This window comes from Nocardia sp. GTS18, from assembly GCF_013839555.1.
Classification (GTDB): Bacteria; Actinomycetota; Actinomycetes; order Mycobacteriales; family Mycobacteriaceae; genus Nocardia; species Nocardia rosealba.
Window position 1 is genome coordinate 12,022 of sequence record NZ_JACBIU010000015.1, and the last position, 21,029, is coordinate 33,050.

General features: G+C 68.8%; 15 protein-coding genes. 8 read left to right on the top strand and 7 right to left on the bottom strand.

Features of this window, described 5'->3' with window-relative positions:
• Positions 1-34 precede the first annotated feature (34 nt).
• From HYG95_RS14545 to HYG95_RS14555, 3 genes are read right to left on the bottom strand one after another with little or no spacing between them, the layout of a single operon-like run.
• Positions 35-1,288, bottom strand: coding sequence for a glycosyltransferase family 4 protein (locus tag HYG95_RS14545; protein WP_181698482.1), 1,254 nt, complete (start codon positions 1,286-1,288; stop codon positions 35-37).
• A complete protein-coding gene (locus HYG95_RS14550; RefSeq protein WP_181698483.1) occupies positions 1,285-2,823 on the bottom strand; it encodes a glycoside hydrolase family 57 protein in 1,539 nt (512 codons plus the stop codon). Before HYG95_RS14550 ends, HYG95_RS14545 begins: the two co-directional genes overlap by 4 nt.
• A complete protein-coding gene (locus HYG95_RS14555) occupies positions 2,820-3,608 on the bottom strand; it encodes a bifunctional 2-polyprenyl-6-hydroxyphenol methylase/3-demethylubiquinol 3-O-methyltransferase UbiG (protein WP_181698484.1) in 789 nt (262 codons plus the stop codon). The genes HYG95_RS14550 and HYG95_RS14555 overlap by 4 nt, the downstream gene beginning before the upstream one ends.
• 181 nt (positions 3,609-3,789) lie before the next feature.
• Between HYG95_RS14555 and HYG95_RS14560 the strand changes: the two genes are divergently transcribed.
• The 3 genes from HYG95_RS14560 to HYG95_RS14570 all read left to right on the top strand — a co-directional run bounded on the left by HYG95_RS14560 (position 3,790) and on the right by HYG95_RS14570 (position 6,020).
• Entirely contained in the window at positions 3,790-4,575 is a 786-nt protein-coding gene (locus HYG95_RS14560) for an electron transfer flavoprotein subunit beta/FixA family protein (protein ID WP_181698485.1), read from the top strand.
• A 37-nt stretch (positions 4,576-4,612) separates the two neighbouring features.
• The gene (locus tag HYG95_RS14565) at positions 4,613-5,569 is read left to right on the top strand and encodes an electron transfer flavoprotein subunit alpha/FixB family protein (RefSeq protein ID WP_181698486.1); all 957 of its coding nucleotides are present in this window, start codon (positions 4,613-4,615) and stop codon (positions 5,567-5,569) included.
• A gap of 262 nt (positions 5,570-5,831) precedes the next feature.
• A complete protein-coding gene (locus HYG95_RS14570; RefSeq protein ID WP_181698487.1) occupies positions 5,832-6,020 on the top strand; it encodes a hypothetical protein in 189 nt (62 codons plus the stop codon).
• Positions 6,021-6,022: 2 nt separating this feature from the next.
• Here the strand turns inward: HYG95_RS14570 and HYG95_RS14575 are convergent, their stop codons facing one another.
• Complete coding sequence (locus tag HYG95_RS14575) at positions 6,023-6,466, bottom strand: GNAT family N-acetyltransferase (RefSeq protein WP_181698488.1); 444 nt, start codon at positions 6,464-6,466, stop codon at positions 6,023-6,025.
• 109 nt (positions 6,467-6,575) lie between these two features.
• Between HYG95_RS14575 and HYG95_RS14580 the strand changes: the two genes are divergently transcribed.
• The gene (locus HYG95_RS14580) at positions 6,576-7,547 is read left to right on the top strand and encodes an aminoglycoside phosphotransferase family protein (protein WP_370465797.1); all 972 of its coding nucleotides are present in this window, start codon (positions 6,576-6,578) and stop codon (positions 7,545-7,547) included.
• A gap of 209 nt (positions 7,548-7,756) precedes the next feature.
• On the opposite strand, the gene HYG95_RS14585 is transcribed toward HYG95_RS14580, so the two are convergent.
• Positions 7,757-8,608 (bottom strand): LysR family transcriptional regulator, encoded by an 852-nt coding sequence (locus HYG95_RS14585; RefSeq protein WP_181698539.1) that lies wholly within the window; start codon positions 8,606-8,608, stop codon positions 7,757-7,759.
• A 136-nt stretch (positions 8,609-8,744) separates the two neighbouring features.
• Here HYG95_RS14585 and HYG95_RS14590 point away from each other — a divergent pair, with 136 nt between their 5' ends.
• From HYG95_RS14590 to HYG95_RS14605, 4 genes are all read left to right on the top strand, one after another.
• Positions 8,745-10,031, top strand: a complete 1,287-nt coding sequence (locus HYG95_RS14590; RefSeq protein ID WP_181698489.1) for an NAD(P)/FAD-dependent oxidoreductase — start codon at positions 8,745-8,747, stop codon at positions 10,029-10,031.
• A 247-nt stretch (positions 10,032-10,278) separates the two neighbouring features.
• Positions 10,279-11,097 (top strand): GNAT family N-acetyltransferase, encoded by an 819-nt coding sequence (locus tag HYG95_RS14595; RefSeq protein WP_067636974.1) that lies wholly within the window; start codon positions 10,279-10,281, stop codon positions 11,095-11,097.
• A gap of 110 nt (positions 11,098-11,207) precedes the next feature.
• Complete coding sequence (locus tag HYG95_RS14600; protein ID WP_255495353.1) at positions 11,208-12,047, top strand: 1-acyl-sn-glycerol-3-phosphate acyltransferase; 840 nt, start codon at positions 11,208-11,210, stop codon at positions 12,045-12,047.
• A 435-nt stretch (positions 12,048-12,482) separates the two neighbouring features.
• Positions 12,483-18,530: a non-ribosomal peptide synthetase gene (locus tag HYG95_RS14605; RefSeq protein WP_181698491.1), complete on the top strand. Its 6,048-nt coding sequence runs from the start codon at positions 12,483-12,485 to the stop codon at positions 18,528-18,530.
• Positions 18,531-18,567: 37 nt separating this feature from the next.
• Here HYG95_RS14605 and HYG95_RS14610 read toward each other — a convergent pair whose 3' ends face one another.
• Positions 18,568-19,419, bottom strand: coding sequence for a 3-hydroxybutyryl-CoA dehydrogenase (locus tag HYG95_RS14610; protein WP_181698492.1), 852 nt, complete (start codon positions 19,417-19,419; stop codon positions 18,568-18,570).
• Positions 19,420-19,509: 90 nt separating this feature from the next.
• Positions 19,510-21,003, bottom strand: coding sequence for an amino acid permease (locus HYG95_RS14615; protein WP_181698493.1), 1,494 nt, complete (start codon positions 21,001-21,003; stop codon positions 19,510-19,512).
• Positions 21,004-21,029: the final 26 nt, after the last annotated feature.

A 21,029-nucleotide genomic window follows, 5' to 3' on the forward strand; every position in this document is an offset into this window, starting at 1 on the left:
GCCGGTGGGCGTACCTGTGCGTCGAAGCGAGGTGCTACTTCGGATCCCGTTCCGGGAGAGGACGTTCGGGGATGGTGGGCCGGCCGAGAGGTGTGCGGACCCGGCGCTTGGCCGTGGTGTAGACCTGGGTGGTTTCGGCGGCAACCACGTCCCAGGCGAAGTCGGCGGTGAGGCGTTCGCGGGCGGTGTAGGCGCGGTCCTGGGCGGTGAGCGGGTCGTCGAGGACGGCGCGGGTGGCGTCGACCAGGCCGTCGATGTCGGCGGGGGCGAAGGAGGCGCCGGTGACGCCGTCGATCACCGCTTCGCCGAGTCCGCCTGCGGTGGAGGCGATCAGGGGCACGCCCGCGGCGGCCGCTTCCAGGGCGACGATGCCGAACGGTTCGTAGCGGCTGGGCAGGACGATCGCGTCGGCGCCGTGCAACCAGCCGAGCAGCTCGGTGTGGCCGAGATTGCCGACGAAGTTCACCGCGCGTGCCACCCGGTGCACTCTCGCACGTTCCCGCAGCCAATCGAACTGGGTGCCGACACCGGCGACAGTGAGCGTGGTGCCCGGGTGCGCGCGGCGGATGCGCGGCAGCGCGGCGATCGCGTCCTGCACACCTTTCTCGTACTCGAGCCTGCCCACATACAGCAGTCGGGGCGGTCCGGAGCGGGGTGCGCGCGGCCGGAACGTCCACGACGTGACGTCGATGCCGTTGCGGATCACCGTGATCGGGGGAAGTTCGGGTCCGTAGAGCCGCTCCACTTCGTCCTGCATGGACGTCGAACAGGTGATGAGCTGATCGGATTCGTTGGCGAGCCACCACTCCACGGAGTGCACCTGCCGGTTCACCCGCCCCGACACCCAGCCGCTGTGGCGCCCGGCCTCGGTGGCGTGAATGGTCGACACCAGCGGCACGTCGTAGAACTCGGCCAGCGCGATCGCCGGGTGGGCGACGAGCCAGTCGTGGGCGTGCACCACATCGGGTGTCCAGCCGTCACCGACGCCGGGTTTGCCGAGGGCGACGCCGGCGCGCACCATCGCGTGCCCCATGGCCAGCGTCCAGGCGAGCATGTCCTCGCCGAAGTCGAAGCACGGCGGGTCCTCGGCGACCGCGACGACGAGCACACCGTCGGCGATATAGGAGTGGGTCGGATGGGTGAGCGAATCGGTGCCGGTCGGCCTGCGCGCGAGCACGACCACTTCGTGCCCGGCCGCGGCCAGTTCGACGGCAAGGTGATGCACATGCCGACCGAGCCCACCGACCACGACCGGCGGGTACTCCCACGACACCATCAAAATCTTCATGACGATCCTTCGGCGACCGACGGGACGGCGGTCGGCAACCGCCGTGCGTCCAGACCTGGGAAGAGTCCGTCGGCCGCGCTCCATCCTGCCGCGAGACGGGTCGCTTTGGCGAACTGACCGGCACCGATCGCCTCGGCCAGTTCCCGCACTGCGTGTGCGTGTTCGTGGGCGCGGTCGCGCGCGTAGCCCGCGGCGGAGTCCTTGCTGACCATGAACGCCCAGTCGCTGGACACCGTGAGGATCGCTTCACGCAGCAATTGATCGGCCACCGGATCGCGCAGCGCACCGTCGCGGCGCAGCTTGTCGAGGGTGTCCAGGGTCAGCCGAACCACGTCGGCATTGAGCTCGACGAGGTCGGCCACCTGATCGCCCGCCCACACCCGCCAGTCCTTGCCGGAACCCCATGACGAGTCGTTGAGCTGCACGGGTTCACCGACGAACCCGTTCGCCCGGGCATCGGCGAGCGTGCCGACGGTGACCCCGGCTTCGGGCAGCGCGCGCAGCACCTGCTCGAGCCACTGCGGTCCCTCGTGCCACCAGTGGCCGAACAGTTCGGTGTCGAACGCGGCGACCACGAGCGCGGGCCTGCCGATCCGATCGGACTCCTCGATCAGCCGCGCGCGCACGGTCTCGACGAAGTCGGCGACATCGCGGGTGACGGCTTCGGCGGCGAGTTCGGGATCGTAAGGGGCCTTGTCAGGACCGGCCACCGTTTTGCCGGTGACCCGCGACGGCTTGAGTCCCGTCGCGTGGTCGTAGTGGTGGAAATCGCGATACGCGCTCTGCCCCGGATAACCCTGTTTGGGCGACCACACGCGGTAACTCACCTGCAGATCACGACCGAAGGCGACCACGTCGGCGTCGCGCACCGGCCTGCCGAGGCTGGTGTCGCCGCGCAGCGACGGGCCGTCGACCATGAAATGCGTCACACCGGCGGCGTCGTAACCGAGTTCCATGCCCGGCGTGTAACCGCACTCCGGGGCCCAGATCCCGGTGGGGGTGGTGCCCCAGCGCAACCGCGCGTCGGCCAGTCCCTCGGTGAGCTGGTACTGGCGCAGGCGCGGGTCGAGCAGCGGCTGGAAGGGGTGGGCGAGCGGACCGCCGAGCAGTTCGATGGCGTCGGCGTCGATCAGCGAACGCCAGACCGGCGCGCTGCCGTGGCGCCAGTCCTGCTCGAAATCGGCGAGAGCCGTTGCGGCGAGCCGATGTTCGTGCCTGCCGAGCGCCACATTGCCCGCCATGGATGCTTCGTCGGCACGCAACTGCCAGTTGCCGAGCCAGTGATGCATGCCCGCCAGGCAGTGCGGGTCGTCGAGCTGGGCGGCGAGCACCGGGGTGATCCCCAGGCTCAGCAGGTGTGAACGTCCTTCGGCGGCAAGGTTCTTCAGCACCCGGACCAGGGGAAGGTAGGACGCGGCCCAGGACTGGTACAGCCATTCCTCACCCACCGGCCAGCGCCCGTGATGGGCCAGCCAGGGCAGATGCGAGTGCAGGACGAGCGTGAACTGGCCCGGCACGGAGCGAGAGTCGGTCAACGCCTTGCCTTCTCGGCGATCGCGACCAGGTCGAGGCTGGCATCGATATCGCCTTCACGCAGGTCGAAATCGTCGATGGTGACGGCCGCGACGTCGGCGGTGAGGTCGGCGGGCCACGGCTCACCGGCGAGGGCACGCTCGATCTGGGCGTCGATGAACGACCCACCGTGCTTGGCGTCCAACGCCTTCAGGGCGTCGCCGTGGTGCACGCCGAGCATCGCCGACACCGTGAAACCGGCCTCGACCAGCAGTTCGGTGAGCTCGGCCGCATTGAGTTCGCGCGTGTGGAACGGGTTGAGCGGGGTGTCGCGACCGGGGGAGAAGGTGATGCGGTTCGGGGTGCTGATCAGCAGCCGACCGCCCGGACGCAGCACGCGCAGGCATTCGCGCAGGAACTGCGCCTGGTCCCACAGATGCTCGATGACCTGGAAGTTCACCACCACATCGACCGATTCGTCGTCGAGCGGGAGGTCGGCGAGATTGCCCTGGATCATCTCCACGCGCGGGTAGCGCGCGCGTACGTGCGCGACGGCGCCCTCGTCGTAGTCCACGCCGATCACCCGCTGGGCGACCCCGGCGATCATGTCCGCGCCGTAGCCCTCGCCCGAGCCCGCCTCGAGCACGGTCTTGCCGGTGCAGTGCGCCAGCAGCCGGGCGTAGGCGATCTCGTGCCGACGGAACCAGTAGTTCTCCTCGGCGATACCCGGCACCGTCCGCTCACCGGTCAGCGGCAGTGGGTCATGTGTTGCGTCCACCGGTGCGGCAGGGATCACAGCCTCGCTCATGGCCTCGACGTTACTGGTACCGATGGTCCGCTCCGGAGCCAGGGACCTGTTGCGCAAGTAGGTTACCCACCGGTAACTTAGCGTAGGGTACTGTTCCCCTCTGAGCACCCACACGGACGTACGGCCCAGCTCGTGCGGCCCACCACTCACGTGTAACCCAGAAGGAGGTCGACGAAGACCGATGCCGAACATCGTCGTACTCATCAAGCAGGTCCCCGACACCTGGTCCGAGCGCAAGCTGACCGATGGTGACTACACCCTCGACCGTGAGGCCGCCGACGCCGTCCTCGACGAGATCAACGAGCGCGCCGTCGAGGAAGCGCTGCTGATCAAGGAGGCCCAGGGCGGCGAGGTCACCGTGCTGGCCGCCGGTCCGGATCGCGCCACCGAGGCCATCCGCAAGGCGCTGTCCATGGGTGCCGACAAGGCCATCCACATCAACGACCCGGCCATCCACGGCTCCGACGCGGTGCAGACCGCCTGGGTGCTCGCCGGTGCGCTCGGCCAGGTCGAGGGCGTCGAGCTGGTCATCGCGGGCAACGAGTCCACCGACGGCCGCGCGGGTGCGGTCCCGGCGATCATCGCCGAGTACCTCGGCATCCCGCAGCTCACCCACCTGCGCAAGCTCACCGTCGACGGCGACAAGATCACCGGCGAGCGCGAGACCGACGAGGGTGTGTTCAAGCTCGAGGCCACCCTGCCCGCGATCGTCTCGGTGAACGAGAAGATCAACGAGCCGCGCTTCCCGTCCTTCAAGGGCATCATGGCCGCGAAGAAGAAGGAAGTTCAGGTCTTCACCCTCGCCGACCTGGGCATCGACCCGTCGACCGTCGGTGTTGCCAACGCGGGCACCGCGGTCACCGCCGCCACCCCGAAGCCCGCTCGCACCGCGGGCGAGAAGATCGCGGACGAGGGCGAGGGCGGCAAGCAGATCGCCACCTACCTCATCGGCCAGAAGATCATCTGATCCGGACCGTCCGAGAACTTCCCTAGGAGAAAGAACAATGGCTGAAGTACTTGTGCTCGTCGAGCACGCCGACGGTGCCGTCAAGAAGGTCAGCACCGAACTGCTCACCGCCGCACGCGCCCTGGGCACCCCGGCCGCCGTCGTGACCGGTGCCCCCGGCACCGCCGACAAGCTGGCCGCCGCCCTGGCCGCCGCGGGCGCCGAGAAGATCTACGTCGCCGAGTCCGACGAGATCGAGAGCTTCCTGGTCACCCCGAAGGTCGACGTGCTCGCCTCGCTGGTCGAGTCCGCCGCCCCCGCCGCCGTGATCGTCGCCGCCACCGCCGAGGGCAAGGAGGTGTCGGGCCGCCTCGCCGCGCGCATCGGCTCCGGTCTGCTCGTCGACGTCATCGGCGTCAACGGTGACGGTTCGGCCGTGCACTCCATCTTCGGTGGCGCGTTCACCGTCGACGCCAAGGCCACCGGCGATGTGCCGGTGATCTCGGTGCGCCCCGGCTCCATCGAGGCCGCCCCGCAGGCCGGCGCCGGTGAGCAGGTCGCCGTGGCCGTGCCCGCCCAGGAAGAGGGCGTCGTCAAGGTCGTCTCCCGTGAGCCGGTCGTCGCCGGTGACCGTCCGGAGCTCACCGAGGCGAGCATCGTCGTCTCCGGTGGTCGCGGTGTCGGTTCCGCCGACAACTTCTCGGTCGTCGAGGCGCTGGCCGACTCGCTCGGTGCCGCCGTCGGTGCCTCGCGTGCCGCCGTCGACTCGGGCTACTACCCGGGCCAGTTCCAGGTGGGTCAGACCGGTAAGACGGTCTCCCCGCAGCTCTACATCGCCCTCGGCATCTCCGGTGCCATCCAGCACCGCGCGGGCATGCAGACCTCGAAGACCATCGTCGCGGTCAACAAGGACGAAGAGGCTCCCATCTTCGAGATCGCCGACTACGGCATCGTGGGCGACCTGTTCAACGTCGCCCCGCAGCTGACCGACGCCGTCAAGTCCCACAAGGGCTGATTCGCTTCGCGTCGTAACCGAACGGCCCGGCTTCTTCTCGCGGAGAGCCGGGCCGTTCGGCGTTCAGCGCTACTATTTCGACATGTCCTTTGCCGAACGCAGCGCCCCGACCTGCCTGAACGCATGACATGGGAGGAGCTGGCCGAGCTACCCGATGAGGTTGCCGGTGAGATCGAATACGCCCGCCCTACAACGGGCGAAGCGGGCGACGTATGCGCAGGCTGGTATCCCCTGGTATTGGGAAGTCACCTTGGAGCCGGAGGTGGGTGAGATCGCGGTCGTCGCTGCGTATGGGCTCGATACCGGACATTCTCATCTGCCGGACGGGGTGCGCCCGTTGTGTCCGGTCGACTACCGGCTGGTCGGGCAGTGGGTGAACGGTGGCACCGAACCGATCTCGATGTCGTATCCCTTTCCGATCGAGATCCCTTGGTCCGCGCTGCAATTCTGACCTCACTGGGCGCCGAGGGCCATCCAGTGCTCCGGGTTGCTCAATGGCTCGAAGCCGAGTTTCTCGTACACGCCGTGGGCGTCGTGGGTGGCGAGCATGATGCGGCGCAGGCCGTAGGGGGCGAGGTGGTCGCGGACGGAGGTCGCCAGGGCGGTGCCGAGGCCCTTGCCACGCACCGAACGGTCGACGTACACGTCGCAGAGCCAGGCGAAGGTGGCACGGTCGGTGACGACTCGGGCGTAGGCCACCTGCTCGCCCGAAACGTTGTCGTAGACACCGAAATTGAGAGAACCGGCCATCGCGCTGTCCTGCTTCTCCCGCGTTCTGCCTTTCGCCCAGTACGAGTCGGTGGACAGCCAGGCGTGGACGCGTGCTGCGTCGATGCGGGCGGAGTCGGTGGAGACTTCGTAGCCGGATGGGAAGTCGGGCGTGAGCGGATCCGTCATATTCGGAAGGCTGTCAGGTTCGGCGGTGGTCTGTCGAGGGCGTAGGAAGTCGATTGACGGCAGGAGTCGGTGTCGGCAGGGTGGGCTGATGGTGCCGGGTGGATTGTCTGTGGAGTTGCCGTCGGCGGTCGAGGAGACGGTCCGTGCGGTGTTCGGTGCGGCGGGTGCGCGGTGGATCGACGAGTTGCCGGATGTCGTGGCCGGGTTGGCCGCGAGGTGGGGGCTCAGTGAGTTCACCGCACCGTTCGGCGGCGGAACGCACGCCTACGTGGCCGGAGTCCGACGTGAGGACGGACGGCGGGCCGTACTGAAGGTGCCGATGGTCGACGAGGAGAACGTCGCCGAAGCGACCGCTTTGTACGCCTACGACGGTGACGGTGCGGTCCGGCTGCTCGAATTCGACCTCGGCAGCGGTGCGATGTTGCTCGAAGGGGCCTTCCCTGGAACAGAATTGCTCACCCAGCCCGGCTTCCCGAGCCTCGAGGGACGACCGGAGAACGCGCCGAAGGTGAAGACCGCATGCGAGCTGTATCGCAGGCTGCGACGACCAGCGCCTGCCGTCCCCGATGGCTTTCCGGTCTTCCCCGCCGCGACCGACCTCATAGACGGCCTCCGCACCCGGCTCACCGACCCGGCTGTGGCGCAACACATCTCACCGTCTCTACGGACGCTGGCGGAGCGCTGGTGCGACACACTGAGCGAGCCGGACGGTCCACTGTTGATCGTCAACCGCGACACCCACCTCGGCAATATCGTTGCCGCCGAACGTGAACCGTGGCTCCTGATCGACCCGAAACCGTGCGTGGGCGAAGCGTCCTTCGACGCGGGTTTCCTGCTGATGATCCAGGCCCAGTCCAACCCGACCTCCGAGCATGCCGACACGGTAATAGCGGCCACAGCAGCGGCACTGGACGTGGACCCCGAACGCGCCCGCGGGTGGGCCCTGGTCCGCACCGTGGAGGAACTCACCTGGGCTGTCGAGGACGACGATCCGGAAATGCGCGATCTACACACCTCGGTCGCCCACGCCTTGGCGGAACTCACGCCCAGACGAACACCCGGTCGCGGGACAGTCTGCTGACCTCTCGGCCACTGGATCCGCTACCGCCAGGAGCCGCTGGATCCCCTACCGCAAGGATGCTTACCAATCAGTGGTAATTGCGGCCCAACACGTGCTGCGCGGACGTCGGCTCCCCGATGGCAACGGAGGCGCGACGCCGCCGCGACAAGACCGACCGCCCAGGCGTATCCGGCGAACCTGATCGACTACCCGGCACGCCACCTACCTCCTCAGTGGTGCAGCGCATCCAGCAGCGTCTTGACGATCGGATTCTCGCGGGCATCCTCCCGCAGCACCGCCGACACCGGAATGCGCAGCCGGTGGTCGGTGAGGTCGAGGGTGAGCAGGCCCTTGGTGGGTCCTTCGTAGAGGATCGTCCAGGACTCGGGCCGGTTGAGTAGCTCCATGGTCGCTGTGTGGTCGGGAGGGATCGGAGGGCCGAAGGTGGGCCCGGTGGGGAGGTCGGCGAAGGCCGAGCGGATGAGTGTGTGCAACAACACCTGCTCCTGTTCCGGGGGGAGCAGCAGGGGGTAGGGGCTGAGTTCGGCCAGGGTGACAGCACCGCGCTCGGCGAGCGGGTGACTGCTCGAGATGGCGATCACGAGGTCCTCCACCCACAGCTGTTCCACGGCCAGACCGGGCTGCTCCACGCTCCCGCGGATCAACGCCAGATCACAGTCACCGTCGGCGACGGCGGTGATCCGCTGACGGAACGGTTTGATGACGTACTCGATCTCGGCGTCGGGGTGCGCGGCCCGCGCGGTGGCGATCGCGGACAGCGACGGCGCCGCGAAAGACATGTTGGCGGCCAACCGAATTCGCGGCCCGGTGGTGCGCACGGCCGCCCGGATCGCCGACTCGAGACTCAGCATCTGCTTGGCCAGGGGGAGCAGCCGCAGCGTCGCTTCCGTGGGCACCACGGCCCGGGTCGTCCGTTCGAAAAGCTGGGCGCCGAGGTCGCGTTCCAGGCGCGCGATCTGGTGGCTGATGGCCGACTGGGAGATGAAGCAGCGGCTGGCCGCGCGGCTGAAACTGAGCTCCTCGCACACCGCCACGAAGTACGAAAGTTGACGTAGTTCCACCTGCTGACCTCCCATATATTAGTTATGCAGATAAGAGTCATCTTCATTATGCGCCCACGCGGGGGAAACGTTTGCGTTCCGCATCGCGTTTACTCATAGGAAAGGATTCATTACCGATCTTGGAGAGCGCGCGATCATGGAACACACCGATGTCGTCATCGTCGGCTCGGGCTTCGGCGGACTTGCCGCAGCCAAGCAGCTGGCCAAGTCGCGAATCAACTTCGTGTTGATCTCGAGCACCCCGGAGCACCTGTTCCAGCCGCTGCTGTATCAGGTGGCGACCGGCGTACTCGACTCCGACGAGATCGCCCCGCCGATCAAGAACGTACTGCGCCGCCACCCCGAGGCCGACGTCCGCCTGGGTAAGGTCACCGGCATCGACGCCGACGCCGCCGTGCTCACCTACGAGACCGCCGAGGGCACCCGCCAGATCCGCTACGGCTCGCTGATCGCGGCCACCGGCGCCAGCCAGAGCTACTTCGGCCGCGACGACTTCGCCGACAAGACCTTCTCGCTCAAGACCATCGACGACGCCGAACGGCTGCGCGACCAGATCGCCACCGTCTTCGCCAAGGCCGAGCACGCCGACGAGGCGACCAAGCGCAAGCTGCTCAGCTTCGTGGTGGTCGGTGCGGGCGCGACCGGCGTCGAGGTGGCGGGCCAGATCAAGGAACTCGCGAAGAGGCACTTCCACCAGAAGGTTTCGGTCACCCTGGTGGAGGGTGCCGACGCGGTGCTCCCGCCGTTCGGCGGTGGCCTCTCGGAGTACGCCAAGCGTTCGCTCGAGGGTAGCGGCGTGCAGGTGCTGCTCGGCACCTTCGTCACCGACATCGCTGAGGGCAAGGTGACCGTCCGCGACAAGGAGGGCATCGAGCGCGGTATCGCCGCCGAGACCGTCGTGTGGTCGGCGGGTGTGCAGGCCGGTGGCTTCGCGACGCTGCTGGCCGAGGCCACCGGTGCCGAGACCGACCGCGCGGGCCGCATCCTGATCAACCCCGACCTGACCGTCGGTGGGCACGCCGACATCTACGCCATCGGCGACATGACCTCGCTCAACGGCTACCCCGGCCAGTCGCCGGTGGCCATGCAGGAGGGGCGTCACGCCGCCGACATCATTCGCGGCAAGAAGGACGCAGGCACGCCGTTCGTCTACTGGGACAAGGGCAGCATGGCGGTGATCAGCCGGTTCAGCGCCGTGGTGAAGCTCAACGAGCGCATCACCTTCCGCGGCACCATCGCCTGGGCGATGTGGCTGGCCGTGCACCTGATGTATCTGGTCGGCTTCCGCAACCGCTTCGCCGCGGTGGCGTCCTGGCTGGTCGCCTTCGCCGGTACGGCCCGCCCCGGTTTCGCCGAGGCCGAGGTGCGTGAGCTCCCCGCGCCCGCCTCCGGTGAGGACAAGAAGGATCGCGTCGCGGCCTGATCCGACCACCGAACGGCCCGCCGGGAAACCGGCGGGCCGTTCGCGTTCCGCAAGCCACGTACTGCGTGCCCGCATTCCGGATCTCACGCGAAATCCGCCGTGTTCGGCCAGAAACCCGCAGGTGGGCGAACGATGGGCAGCGGGTCGGTGAACGCCCGGTGTGACGGGTGTCTCGTTCACCGAACGGGCATCGACACGACACTGACGCGTCGCCCCGATGCCAAGTCGGGCTGGCTTCATCAAGTGCATGACAATTTCGTCCGTGTTGACCGCGCCGGCGCCGGACTCCGGGGTGGGGAAGTCTCGCTACTCGCTCGTCGTCGCCTCCGACGCCGAGCATCGGGAAGCCGCGCAGCGCCTGCGCTTCCAGGTCTTCGCCGCCGAACCCGGTTTCCAGATGCCCGACAACGGTACCGGTCTGGACGCCGACCGGTTCGACGAGCACTGCGACCACCTGCTCGTGCGTGACGAGTTCACCGAACAGTTCGTCGGCTGCTACCGGATGTTGCCGCCGGACAAGGTGATCGCGGCGGGCGGGTACTACACCGCCACCGAATTCGACCTCACCCGCCTCGATCCCGAGGGCCACCGCATCGTGGAGATGGGCCGGGCGTGCGTGGTGCCCGACCACCGCAACGGCTCGGTGCTCACCCTCATGTGGGCGGGCATCCTGCACTACATCCAGCTCACCGGTTACGACTGGGTGATGGGCTGTGTGTCGGTGCCGATGCAGGACAGCCCACAGGACCCCGCCGGGGTGAACGTGCGCGGCGTGCGCGACATGCTGCTGGGCCGCCACTCCTGCGACCCGGAACGCTACGTGGAGCCCTACAACCCGGTCGTCGTCGACGGACTGTCCCTCGACCAGCTGACCCCGCCGAGCCGCCCGAAGCTACCGCCGCTGTTACGCGGCTACCTGCGCCTGGGTGCCGAGATCTGCGGCGAACCGGCGCACGACCCCGATTTCGCGGTCGCCGACTTCGTCGCGCTGCTCGGTATGGAAACCATCAACACCCGGTACCTGGAGCGGCTGCAGAGCGCGGCCGCCAATTTCGACGGGAAGTAACCGCCATGGTGTTCGACGCGCCGCCCGCCCCCCACTCGCACTCGTGGATGCCGTCGAGCCCCTGTGGTTCCGGCTGTATCGAACCGATCGACGAGGTCGGTACCGCCAGAATGCTGACCAGATTGGCCGGGGTGGCCGGGCTGGTGCTCGGTTTCCCGGTCCTCACGATCGCCACCCCGAAGGCGCGCCGCGAGGACATGCAACGCCGGTACGCCCGAGCGGCGTTGCGTTGCTTGGGGATGCGGCTGCGCGTCATCGACAACCGCGGAGCCGACGCCTCGGCGGCCGGGTTCGCCGATCCGGGCACGCCGATGATGGTGGTGGCCGGGCACATCGGCTGGGCCGACGTGGTCGCGCTGGCCGCTGTCCAACCGGTGAGTTTCGTGGCACGTGCCGACATGGTCGAGTGGCCGCTGCTCGGCAAGCTGGCCCAGCTCACCCGCGTGATCCCGATCGAGCGCGCCCGGTTGCGCGAACTGCCGGGTGTGGTCGGGCAAGTCGCGCAACGGCTGAGTGCGGGCAACCGGATCGTGGTGTTCCCCGAGGGCACCACGTGGTGCGGCCGGGCCTACGGTTCGCTGCGCCCGGCCATGTTCCAGGCCGCCGTCGACACCGGCACCCCGGTGCAGCCGGTGCGGTTGCGCTACCTCGACCGCGACGGAATGCCGTGCACTGTCCCGGGTTTCGTCGGTGACGACACCTTCGCCGACTCGGCGAAGCGGGTGCTGCGCAGCAAAGGCATGACCGTCGAGATCGTGCTGGAACCGCGTGAGCACGCCGGTACCGACCGCCGTGATCTGGCGCGCCGGTGTGAGCGCGCCATTCGCGGCGCCGACCGCTCGCGCCACGGTCTGCTCGACACCGAATGGATCGAATCGGGCAATACGCGCGTGCAGGATCCCTCGGTGGCGCAGCAGGAGCCGGTGTCCACCGGAGCTACTGCCTGGTAACCCTCCCGGTCTTGTTCCGGTAGCGGAGGTCGCGATCGCGGCCTCCGCTACCGGTATTCGTCCTGCCGCCGAGCAGGTGCTGCCCGCAAATGTGAAAAGGGCGCTATCGCAGCGTGCGCGTGCCATGCTGCCCTGACCGCCGCGTGACCTGCGCAGCTGACCGAAGAGTCCCCTTTACCCACTTCGCCGTGAAGTGAAACCTGTGAATTGGCTATGCCATGAACTAAATGAGATATTTGCGGTACCGTCACGCAGGATTTTCCCGATACGCCGGGTGTAGACGTCGCCCGGCGGCGTGCGAGCAGTGCGAACGCATGGGTTGATCCATGGTGAAGGGAAGCGTTTCCGGTGACCGAGCAAGTTTCTGGCGTTCGTCGACCCCGCCCCGTTCGACGTGGACGAGTATCGACGTCCGCCACCCTGCCCCGGCTGCTCATGGCAGCTGTCGAGCGTGCCCCCGAGGCCACCGCGCTGCGGTTCGCCGGGCGCTCGCTCACCTACACCGAGCTGGACCAGTGGTCCTCCCGGCTGGCCCGTCTGCTCATCGCCCGTGGCCTCGGCCCCGGCGACCGCATCGTCCTCGCGCTGACCCGCTCGATCGAATCAGTGGTCGCGGTGTGGGCGGCGGCCAAGTGTGGCGTCACCTTCGTGCCGGTCGACCCGCGCTACCCGGCCGAACGCGTCGCCCACATGCTCGGCGACTCCGGCGCAGGCTTCGGCCTTGCCATGGCCGCCGATGCCGCCCGGCTCGACACCGGAATCCGCTGGCTCACCATCGACTCCACGGCCTACCAGGCCGAACTCGCCGCCGCATCGGATGAACCCGTGTGCGCGGGGGAGCGCACCGCCAAGCTGCGTCCCGACGAGCTGGCCTACATCATCTACACCTCCGGTTCCACCGGCGTGCCCAAGGGTGTCTCGGTCACCCACACCGGTCTCGCCGGTCTGTGCGCCGAGCAGATTCGTCGTTTCGGCATCGATACCGATTCGCGCACAGTGCATTTCGCCTCGCCCAGCTTCGATGCGAGCATGCTCGAACTGCTGCTCGCGGTGGGTGCGAGCGCCACGATGGTCATCGCACCGCCGGATGTGTACGGCGGCGCCGAACTCACCGAACTGCTACGTACCGAACGGGTGACCCACGCCTTCATCACGCCCGCCGCGCTGGCGGGCCTCGATGCGACCGTGCTGCCCGAGCTGCGTGCGCTCGCCGTCGGCGGTGAGGCGTACCCGCCGGAGCTGATCGCGCAGTGGGCGCCGGGTCGCTCCTTCTTCAACGTCTACGGCCCGACCGAAACCACCATCGTGTGCGCCATGAGCGACCGGCTCGACCCGGGCGATGTGGTGACGATCGGCGACACCATCCCCGGCATGAAAGCGGTGGTCCTCGACGCCCGGCTGCACCCCGTGCCCGACCGCGTCCCCGGCGAGCTGTACCTGGCGGGTGCCGGGCTGGCCCGCTGCTACCACGACCGCGCCGGGCTCACCGCGAGCCGTTTCGTCGCCGACCCGGTGACCGGCGACAGGCTGTACCGCACCGGTGACCTGGTGCAATGGGTGCCGGTGCCCGGTGGGATGGGCCTGAGGTTCCTCGGCCGCACCGACGCGCAGGTGAAGCTGCGGGGTTTCCGCATCGAACTGGGTGAGATCGACGCCGTGCTCTCGGCCGACGACTCGGTGCACTTCGCCGCCACGCTGATCAGGACGCTGCCCAGCGGGGTCGACGCCCTCGTCGCCTATGTGGTGCCCGCGCCCGGCGCGACCGTCGATCCGGCGGCACTGACCCTGCTCGCCGAGCAGCGGTTGCCGCAGCACGCGGTGCCGTCGGCCGTCGTGGTGCTCGACGAACTGCCACTGACTCCGGTCGGCAAACTCGACCACCGCGCCCTGCCCGACCCCGAACTGACCACACGCGAATTCGCCGAGCCGCGAACCGACGCCGAACGCACCGTCGCCGAGGTCTTCGCCGAGCTGCTCGGTGTCGACCGGGTCGGCCGCGACGACGACTTCTTCGCCCTCGGCGGTAACTCCCTGCTCGCCACCCGCCTGGCCGGGCGCCTCGGTGCGCTCACGGGGGTGCGGGTGCCCGCGCGCACCGTGTTCGAGCACGCGAGTGTCGCCGCGTTGGCGACCGCGCTGGCCGGTCTGGTTGCCGAGACCCGCGTGCCGTTGACCCGGCGCGAACGCGGTGCGCGGATTCCGCTGTCGCTGGCCCAGCAGCGCATGTGGTTCATGGCCCGCCTCGATCCCGACGCGAGCACCTACAACATTCCGGTCGCGCTTCGCCTGTCCGGTCCGCTCGACACCGCCGCCCTCACCGCCGCCCTCGACGATGTGCTCGAACGGCACGAGGTGCTGCGCACCGTGTACCCCGAACACGACGGCCAGGGCTACCAGCAGGTCCTCCCGGTGGCTGCGGCCGGTCTCGAGGTGGCGGTGACCGCGATCGAGGAGCCCGACCTGCGCGGCGAGCTCGCCAGGCTCACCTTCGGCGGGTTCGACGTGTGCGCGCGGGTTCCCGTGCGCGCCACTGTCTTCCAGCTCTCGGCGACCGAACACGTCCTGGCCGTGGTGGTGCACCACATCGCCACCGACGGCTTCTCACTCGGCCCGCTCACCCGCGACCTGATGACGGCCTACATCGCCCGCACCGAGGGGCACGCCCCAGCCTGGTCACCGCTGCCGGTGCAGTACGCCGACTACACCCTGTGGCAGCACGAACTGCTCGGCGCCGCAGACGATCCCGCCTCGCTGCTGGCCCGCCAGCTCGACTTCTGGCGCACCGCGCTGGCGGGCGCGCCTGCCCTGCTCGAGCTGCCGACCGACCGTCCGCACCCACCGGTCGCGAGCACCAGGGGCGCCGCGCACCACTTCGCCCTCGACGCGGGCCTGCATCGGGCGCTGGAAGCCCTTGCCCGCGAACACAATGCCTCGCTGTTCATGGTGGTGCGCACGGCGCTGGCGGTACTGCTGGCCCGGATGGCGGGCACCGACGACGTCACCCTCGGCGCCCCGGTCGCCGGTCGTGGTGAGCCCGAACTCGACGACCTGGTCGGCATGTTCGTCAACACCGTCGTGCTGCGCACCCGGATCGCGGCGGGGGAACCCTTCGCCGCCCTGCTCGACCGGGTCCGGGAGAGCGATCTCGCGGCCTTCGGGCACGCAGACGTGCCGTTCGAACGTCTTGTCGCCGAACTGGATCCGCCGCGCACCCAGGCGCATCATCCGCTGTACCAGGTGGCGTTGTCGTTCCAGAACTTCGGCGCCGCGCGCCTGGAACTGCCCGAGTTGAGTGTGGCGGCAGTCGATCTGGGCGACGAGGTGGCCCCGGTCGACCTTCAACTGACGGTGGTTCCCCAGGAGGACGTGGACGGCCCCGCCGGGTTGCGGTGTTCCTGGCGTTACGCCACCGCGCTGTTCGACGAGTCGACCATGGCAGCACTCGGCGCCCGCCTCGGCACGCTGCTCGCGGCAGCTGTCGCACACCCGGACCGCGCCGTGGGTGATCTGCCCTTGCTCACCGAGTTCGAGCGGACCGAACCGGCCGGTGAGCTGCGGCTGGTTCCCGACACGACGCTGCTGGACGAGTTCCGCACGCAGGCGTCGCGCAGGCCGGAGGCGCCCGCGGTGACCTTCGCCGACCGCACCTTGACCTACCGGGAGCTCGCGAGCCGGGTCAACCGGCTGGCCCGGTTGCTCGTGGCCACCGGCGTCGGGCCGGGCAGCACCGTCGGGGTGGCGATCCGGCCGTCGCTCGATCTGGTGGTGGCCATGTACGCGGTCTTCGCGGCGGGCGGCGCGTATGTGCCGATCGACCCGGAGTCGCCCGCCGAACGCCGCGCCGACATCCTGGCCGCCGCGCACCCGGTCTGCGTGCTCACCACGGTCGCCGACACCGTCGAGGTCGACTCCTTGCCCGTGATCTCGGTGGACCTGGTCGCGAATTCCGGCGCACTGAACGCCTTCTCGGACGGCTGGCTCACCGACGCCGACCGGCTGCGTCCGCTGCGGACCCTCGACCTGGCCTACGTGATCTTCACCTCGGGCTCCACCGGCAAACCCAAGGGTGTCGGGGTACCGCATTCGGCGATCATGAACCAGGCCGCGTTCATGGTCGGTGAGTACGCGGTCGGCGCCGACGATGTTGTGCTGCAGTCGATTCCGTTCACCTTCGACGCTTCGATGATCGGTTTCGCGACCCCGCTGCGCGCCGGCGCGCACCTGGTCGTCGCCGCGGCGCACGGTCTCACCGACCCGGCCTACCTGGCCGATATCGTCGCGCGCCACGGTGTCACCGGCACGACCGTCGTGCCGTCGGTGCTACAGATGCTCCTCGATGCCGCGCCCGCGGGCGCTCTGCGGTCGCTGCGTGCGGTTTGGGTGGGCGGTGAGGCGCTGCCGAACGCGACCATCGCCCGCTTCGCCGCCGCCACCTCCGGCCGGTTGCACAACCTGTACGGGCCGACCGAGGCGACCGTGTCGATCACCGCCGCCGACGTCACCGACGTGGGTGACGGCATCGTCCCGATCGGCCTGCCGCACTGGAACTCTCGCGCCTATGTGCTCGACGCCCGGCTGCGGCCGGTGCCCCTCGGCACGCCCGGAGAGCTGTACCTGGCCGGTGCGCAGCTGGCACGCGGATACCTGGGGAGCCCCGGTCGCACGATGGAGCGGTTCGTCGCCGACCCGTACGGTCCCGTCGGCGAACGCATGTACCGCACCGGTGACCTGGTGCGACGCCTGCCCACCGGCGAACTGACCTACCTCGGCCGCACCGACGTACAGCTCAAACTGCACGGCCTGCGCATCGAACCCGGCGAGATCGAGGCGGCACTGCGCGCGCATCCGTCGGTGGCCGGTGCGGCGGTGACGGTGCACCACGAACAGCTCGTCGGTTACGTCACGCCGTCCGGTGTCGATGTCGCCGAGGTGCTGGCCACCGCGCGAACCCTGTTGCCGCCGTACATGATCCCGCACCGGGTGCTAGCGCTCGACGAGTTCCCGCTCGGCGCGACCGGCAAGCTCGATCGCAAGGCGCTGCCCGCCCCCGCGCGCGAGATCCGCGAGTACCAGGCGCCGGTCACCGACGACGAACGAGTCGTCGCCGAGGTGTTCGCGAGCGTGCTCGAGCTGGAGCGGGTGGGCCGCGACGACGACTTCTTCGTCCTCGGCGGCACCTCGCTGTCGGCGATCCGGGTGCGCGCGAGCTTGGCCGAACGGCTCGGCATCGAGGTCGCGTTGCGACTGCTGTTCAGCTATCCGCTGGTCAGCGACCTGGCACTGGCCCTGCGCGACGAGAAGGCGGCCTCCTCGACCGGCCCCGACCCCGCGCTCGACCGGGCGCTCGATCCGTCGATCACGCTCGACGGGTGCGCCCCACCGCGCTCGGGCGAACCGGCGAACATCTTGCTCACCGGCGCCACCGGGTTCCTCGGCAGCTTCCTGCTGCGCGAACTGCTCGAACACACCACCGCGACCGTTCACTGCCTGGTGCGCGCCGCCGACGCCGACACCGCACTCGACCGGGTGGTCGCCACGGCGGCCGGTTACGGCATCGAGGTGGACCGGGCCCGATTGGCCGGTGTCCCAGGCGATCTCGCCCGGCCGCAGCTCGGCATCGACCCACGCCGCTTCGCCGAACTGGCCGACCGCATCGACGTGATCTACCACAACGGCGCCCTGGTGAATCATCTCGAGCCGTACGGGCGGATGCGCGAGGCCAATGTCGGTGGCACCACCGAGGTGCTGCGGCTGGCCACCAGCACCCGCGTCAAAGCGGTGCACTACGTGTCGACGACGTCGGTGCTCGCGGGCATTCCGCAGGCCGACGGCGTGCCGGCCGGGCTGCCGGGCTACGCGCTCACCAAGTGGGTCGCCGAACAGCTGATGCATACGGCGGCCCAGCGCGGTGTGCCGATCGCGGTGTACCGACCCGGCCTCATCACCGGTGATTCCCGCACCGGTGTCGCACCGGCCGAGGACGCCTGGTGGACGATGCTGCGCTCGATGCTGGTGCTCGGCACGGCCGTCGACGTGCGCTCGGTCGCGATCGGGATGGCACCGGTCGACTATGTCGCGGCGGGCATCGTGCGGCGGTCACGTGACGATTCGGCGCTGGGGCGGGTGTTCCGGGCGGCGGGTCCGGAGGTGCCGCTCGGCATCGTCTACGACGAGATCGTGCGTCGCGGTTACCGTTTCGACTTCATCGATCCGATGGAGTTCGGGCAGATCCTCACCACGGCCGCCGAACAGCCGGGGGTCGACCCGATCCTGGCGCGCGCGTCGGCGCTGAGCGGCAACTATGTGGCGGCGGTCGCGGCGGCGGGCGCGAGCTCGGTGCTCGGGGCGGTCGAGTCGAGCAGCGTCGAGTCGGCCGAATCGCTGCCCATCGATATTCCGGCGGTCGACGCGGCCGTCATCGCCCGCTATTTCGACCACTACATCGAGACCGGGTTCTTCCCGGCCCCGGCGGGCGTCGCCTGAGCCGGTCCCGCGCCCGGGCGGGCGCGGGACCAGGTTCTCACTTGGCGTAGTCGTAGAAACCGCGACCGGTCTTGCGGCCGAGGCGGCCTGCGTCGACCATGCGGCGCAGCAGGGCAGGCGGGGCGTAGTGCGGCTCGGCGAACTCGGCGTACAGCGACTCGGCGGCGGCGAGTGCGATGTCGAGGCCGACGGTGTCGAGCAGCGTCAGCGGGCCCATCGGGTAACCGCAGCCGCCCTTCATCGCGGTATCGATGTCCTCGGCGGTGGCGTAACCCGACTCGAGCATCCGGATCGCGGAGCACAGGTACGGGATGAGCAGCGCGTTGACGATGAATCCGGAACGGTCACCGGCCTGCACGGTGAGCTTGCCGAGGGTGTTCTTGGCGTAATCGGTGACGGCCTCGGCTGCTTCCGGTGCGGTGACCAGGGTGGAGATGATCTCGACCAGCGGCATCACCGGCACCGGGTTGAAGAAGTGCACGCCGACCACACGCTCGGGGCGCTCGGTGGCACCGGCCACCTTGATCACCGGGATCGAGGAGGTGTTGGTGGCCAGGATGCCCTCGGGCTTGACGATCTTGTCCAGCTTGCCGAAGATCTCGTACTTCAGCGACTCGATCTCCGGGGCGGCCTCGATCACCAGGTCGCGATCGGCGAACTCGTCGATGTCCAGCGTCACCCGCACGCGGGCGATGGCCGCGTCGGCGTCTTCCTGGGAGATCTTGCCGCGCGCCACACCCTTGCTGATGGAAGTGGCGATGCGCTGCTGTGCGGCATCGGCGAACTCCTGCTTGGTCTCGAGCACGAGCACCGAGCTGCCCGCCTTGGCACACACCTCGGCGATACCCGCACCCATCGTGCCGCCACCGATTACACCGATCAACTCCACTGCAGAACTCCCAACATCGCGTTTCCCTGGCTGTCGCGTCGATTATTTCATCCGTACTGGCACTCAGTGCCACAGGCGTCGGAACGTGGCCTATCCCACTGGCGTCAGTTCCGGCGTGTCCGGATCCGGTCGCCGGCGACCAAGCACGGAATGTCTGCGGCCGTAGGCGAAATAGACGACGACACCGAGTGCCATCCAGACAACGAAGCGCAGCCAGGTCTCGATGGACAGGTTGACCATCAGCCACAGGCAGGCCAGCGCGCCGAGGACGGGGACCACCGGGACGAACGGCACCCGAAACCCGCGCGGCAGGTCGGGGCGGGTGCGGCGCAGCACCAGCACACCCACCGCCACCAGCACGAAGGCGACCAGCGTGCCGATATTGACCATTTCCTCGAGTGTGCCGAAGTCGACGAAACCTGCCAGCAGGGCGCAGACCACGCCGACGATGACGGTCAACCGGACGGGTGTTCCCTTCTTGCCGGTCTGGGCCAGGCTGCGGGGGAGCAGGCCGTCGCGGGCCATGGCGAACAGCACGCGTGTCTGCCCGAGGAACATCACCATGACCACCGTCGACAACCCGGCAAGCGCGCCGATGGCGATGATGTTCTTCACCCAGGTGGCGCCGTGGATGGCGAAAGCTGTTGCGAGGGTGGCATTTCCGTCGGCGAGCTGAGTGTAGGAGACCATGCCGGTGAGGACCAGCGACACCGCGATGTAGAGCACGGTCACGATGGCCAGCGAACCGAGGATGCCGCGCGGGATGTCGCGCTGCGGGTTGCGGGTCTCCTCGGCGGTGGTGGCGACGACATCGAATCCGATGAAGGCGAAGAACACCAGGCTGGCGGCGGCGAGCAGGCCGTACCAGCCGTAGCTGGTGCCGCCGGACCCGGTGACGAAGGCGAACAACGACTGCCGCAGCCCCTCGGCCTTCTCCGACGGCTCGGCCGGCGGAATGTAGGGCGACAGGTTCGACGGCTTGAAGTAGGTCGCGCCGACCACCAGGACCAGCGCGATCACGCCGAGCTTGATCGCGACGGCGATCGCCGAGACCCGCGACGACAGCTTCGTCCCGGTGGCCAGCAGCACGCCGACCACCGCGATGATCACCACCGCACCCCAGTCGAAACTCACCGACCCGATGTGCACCACCGGCGCCGACGACCCGAGCACCTCACCGAGATATTGCGACCAGCCCTTGGCGACCACGGAGACCGCGAGCGCGAATTCCAGGATCAGATCCCAGCCGATGATCCAGGCGATCACCTCGCCGAAGGTGGCGTAGGCGAAGGTGTACGCGCTGCCCGCCACCGGAACGGTCGAGGCGAACTCGGCGTAGCAGAGGGCGGTGAGCCCGCACGCGATCGCCGCGAAGACGAACGCGAGCGAGACCGCGGGCCCGGCCACCGTGCCCGCGGTGCGGGCGGTGAGGGTGAAGATGCCCGCACCGATCACCACCGCGACACCGAAGATCGTGAGGTCCTTCGCCGTCAGATCTTTGCGCAGCTTGGCATCGGGATCGTCGGTGTCCCGGATCGATTGCTCGACAGATTTCGTGCGGAACAACCCGCTCGTGATCGCCACTGTGTCTCCTCCTCGAAACTCGGGCG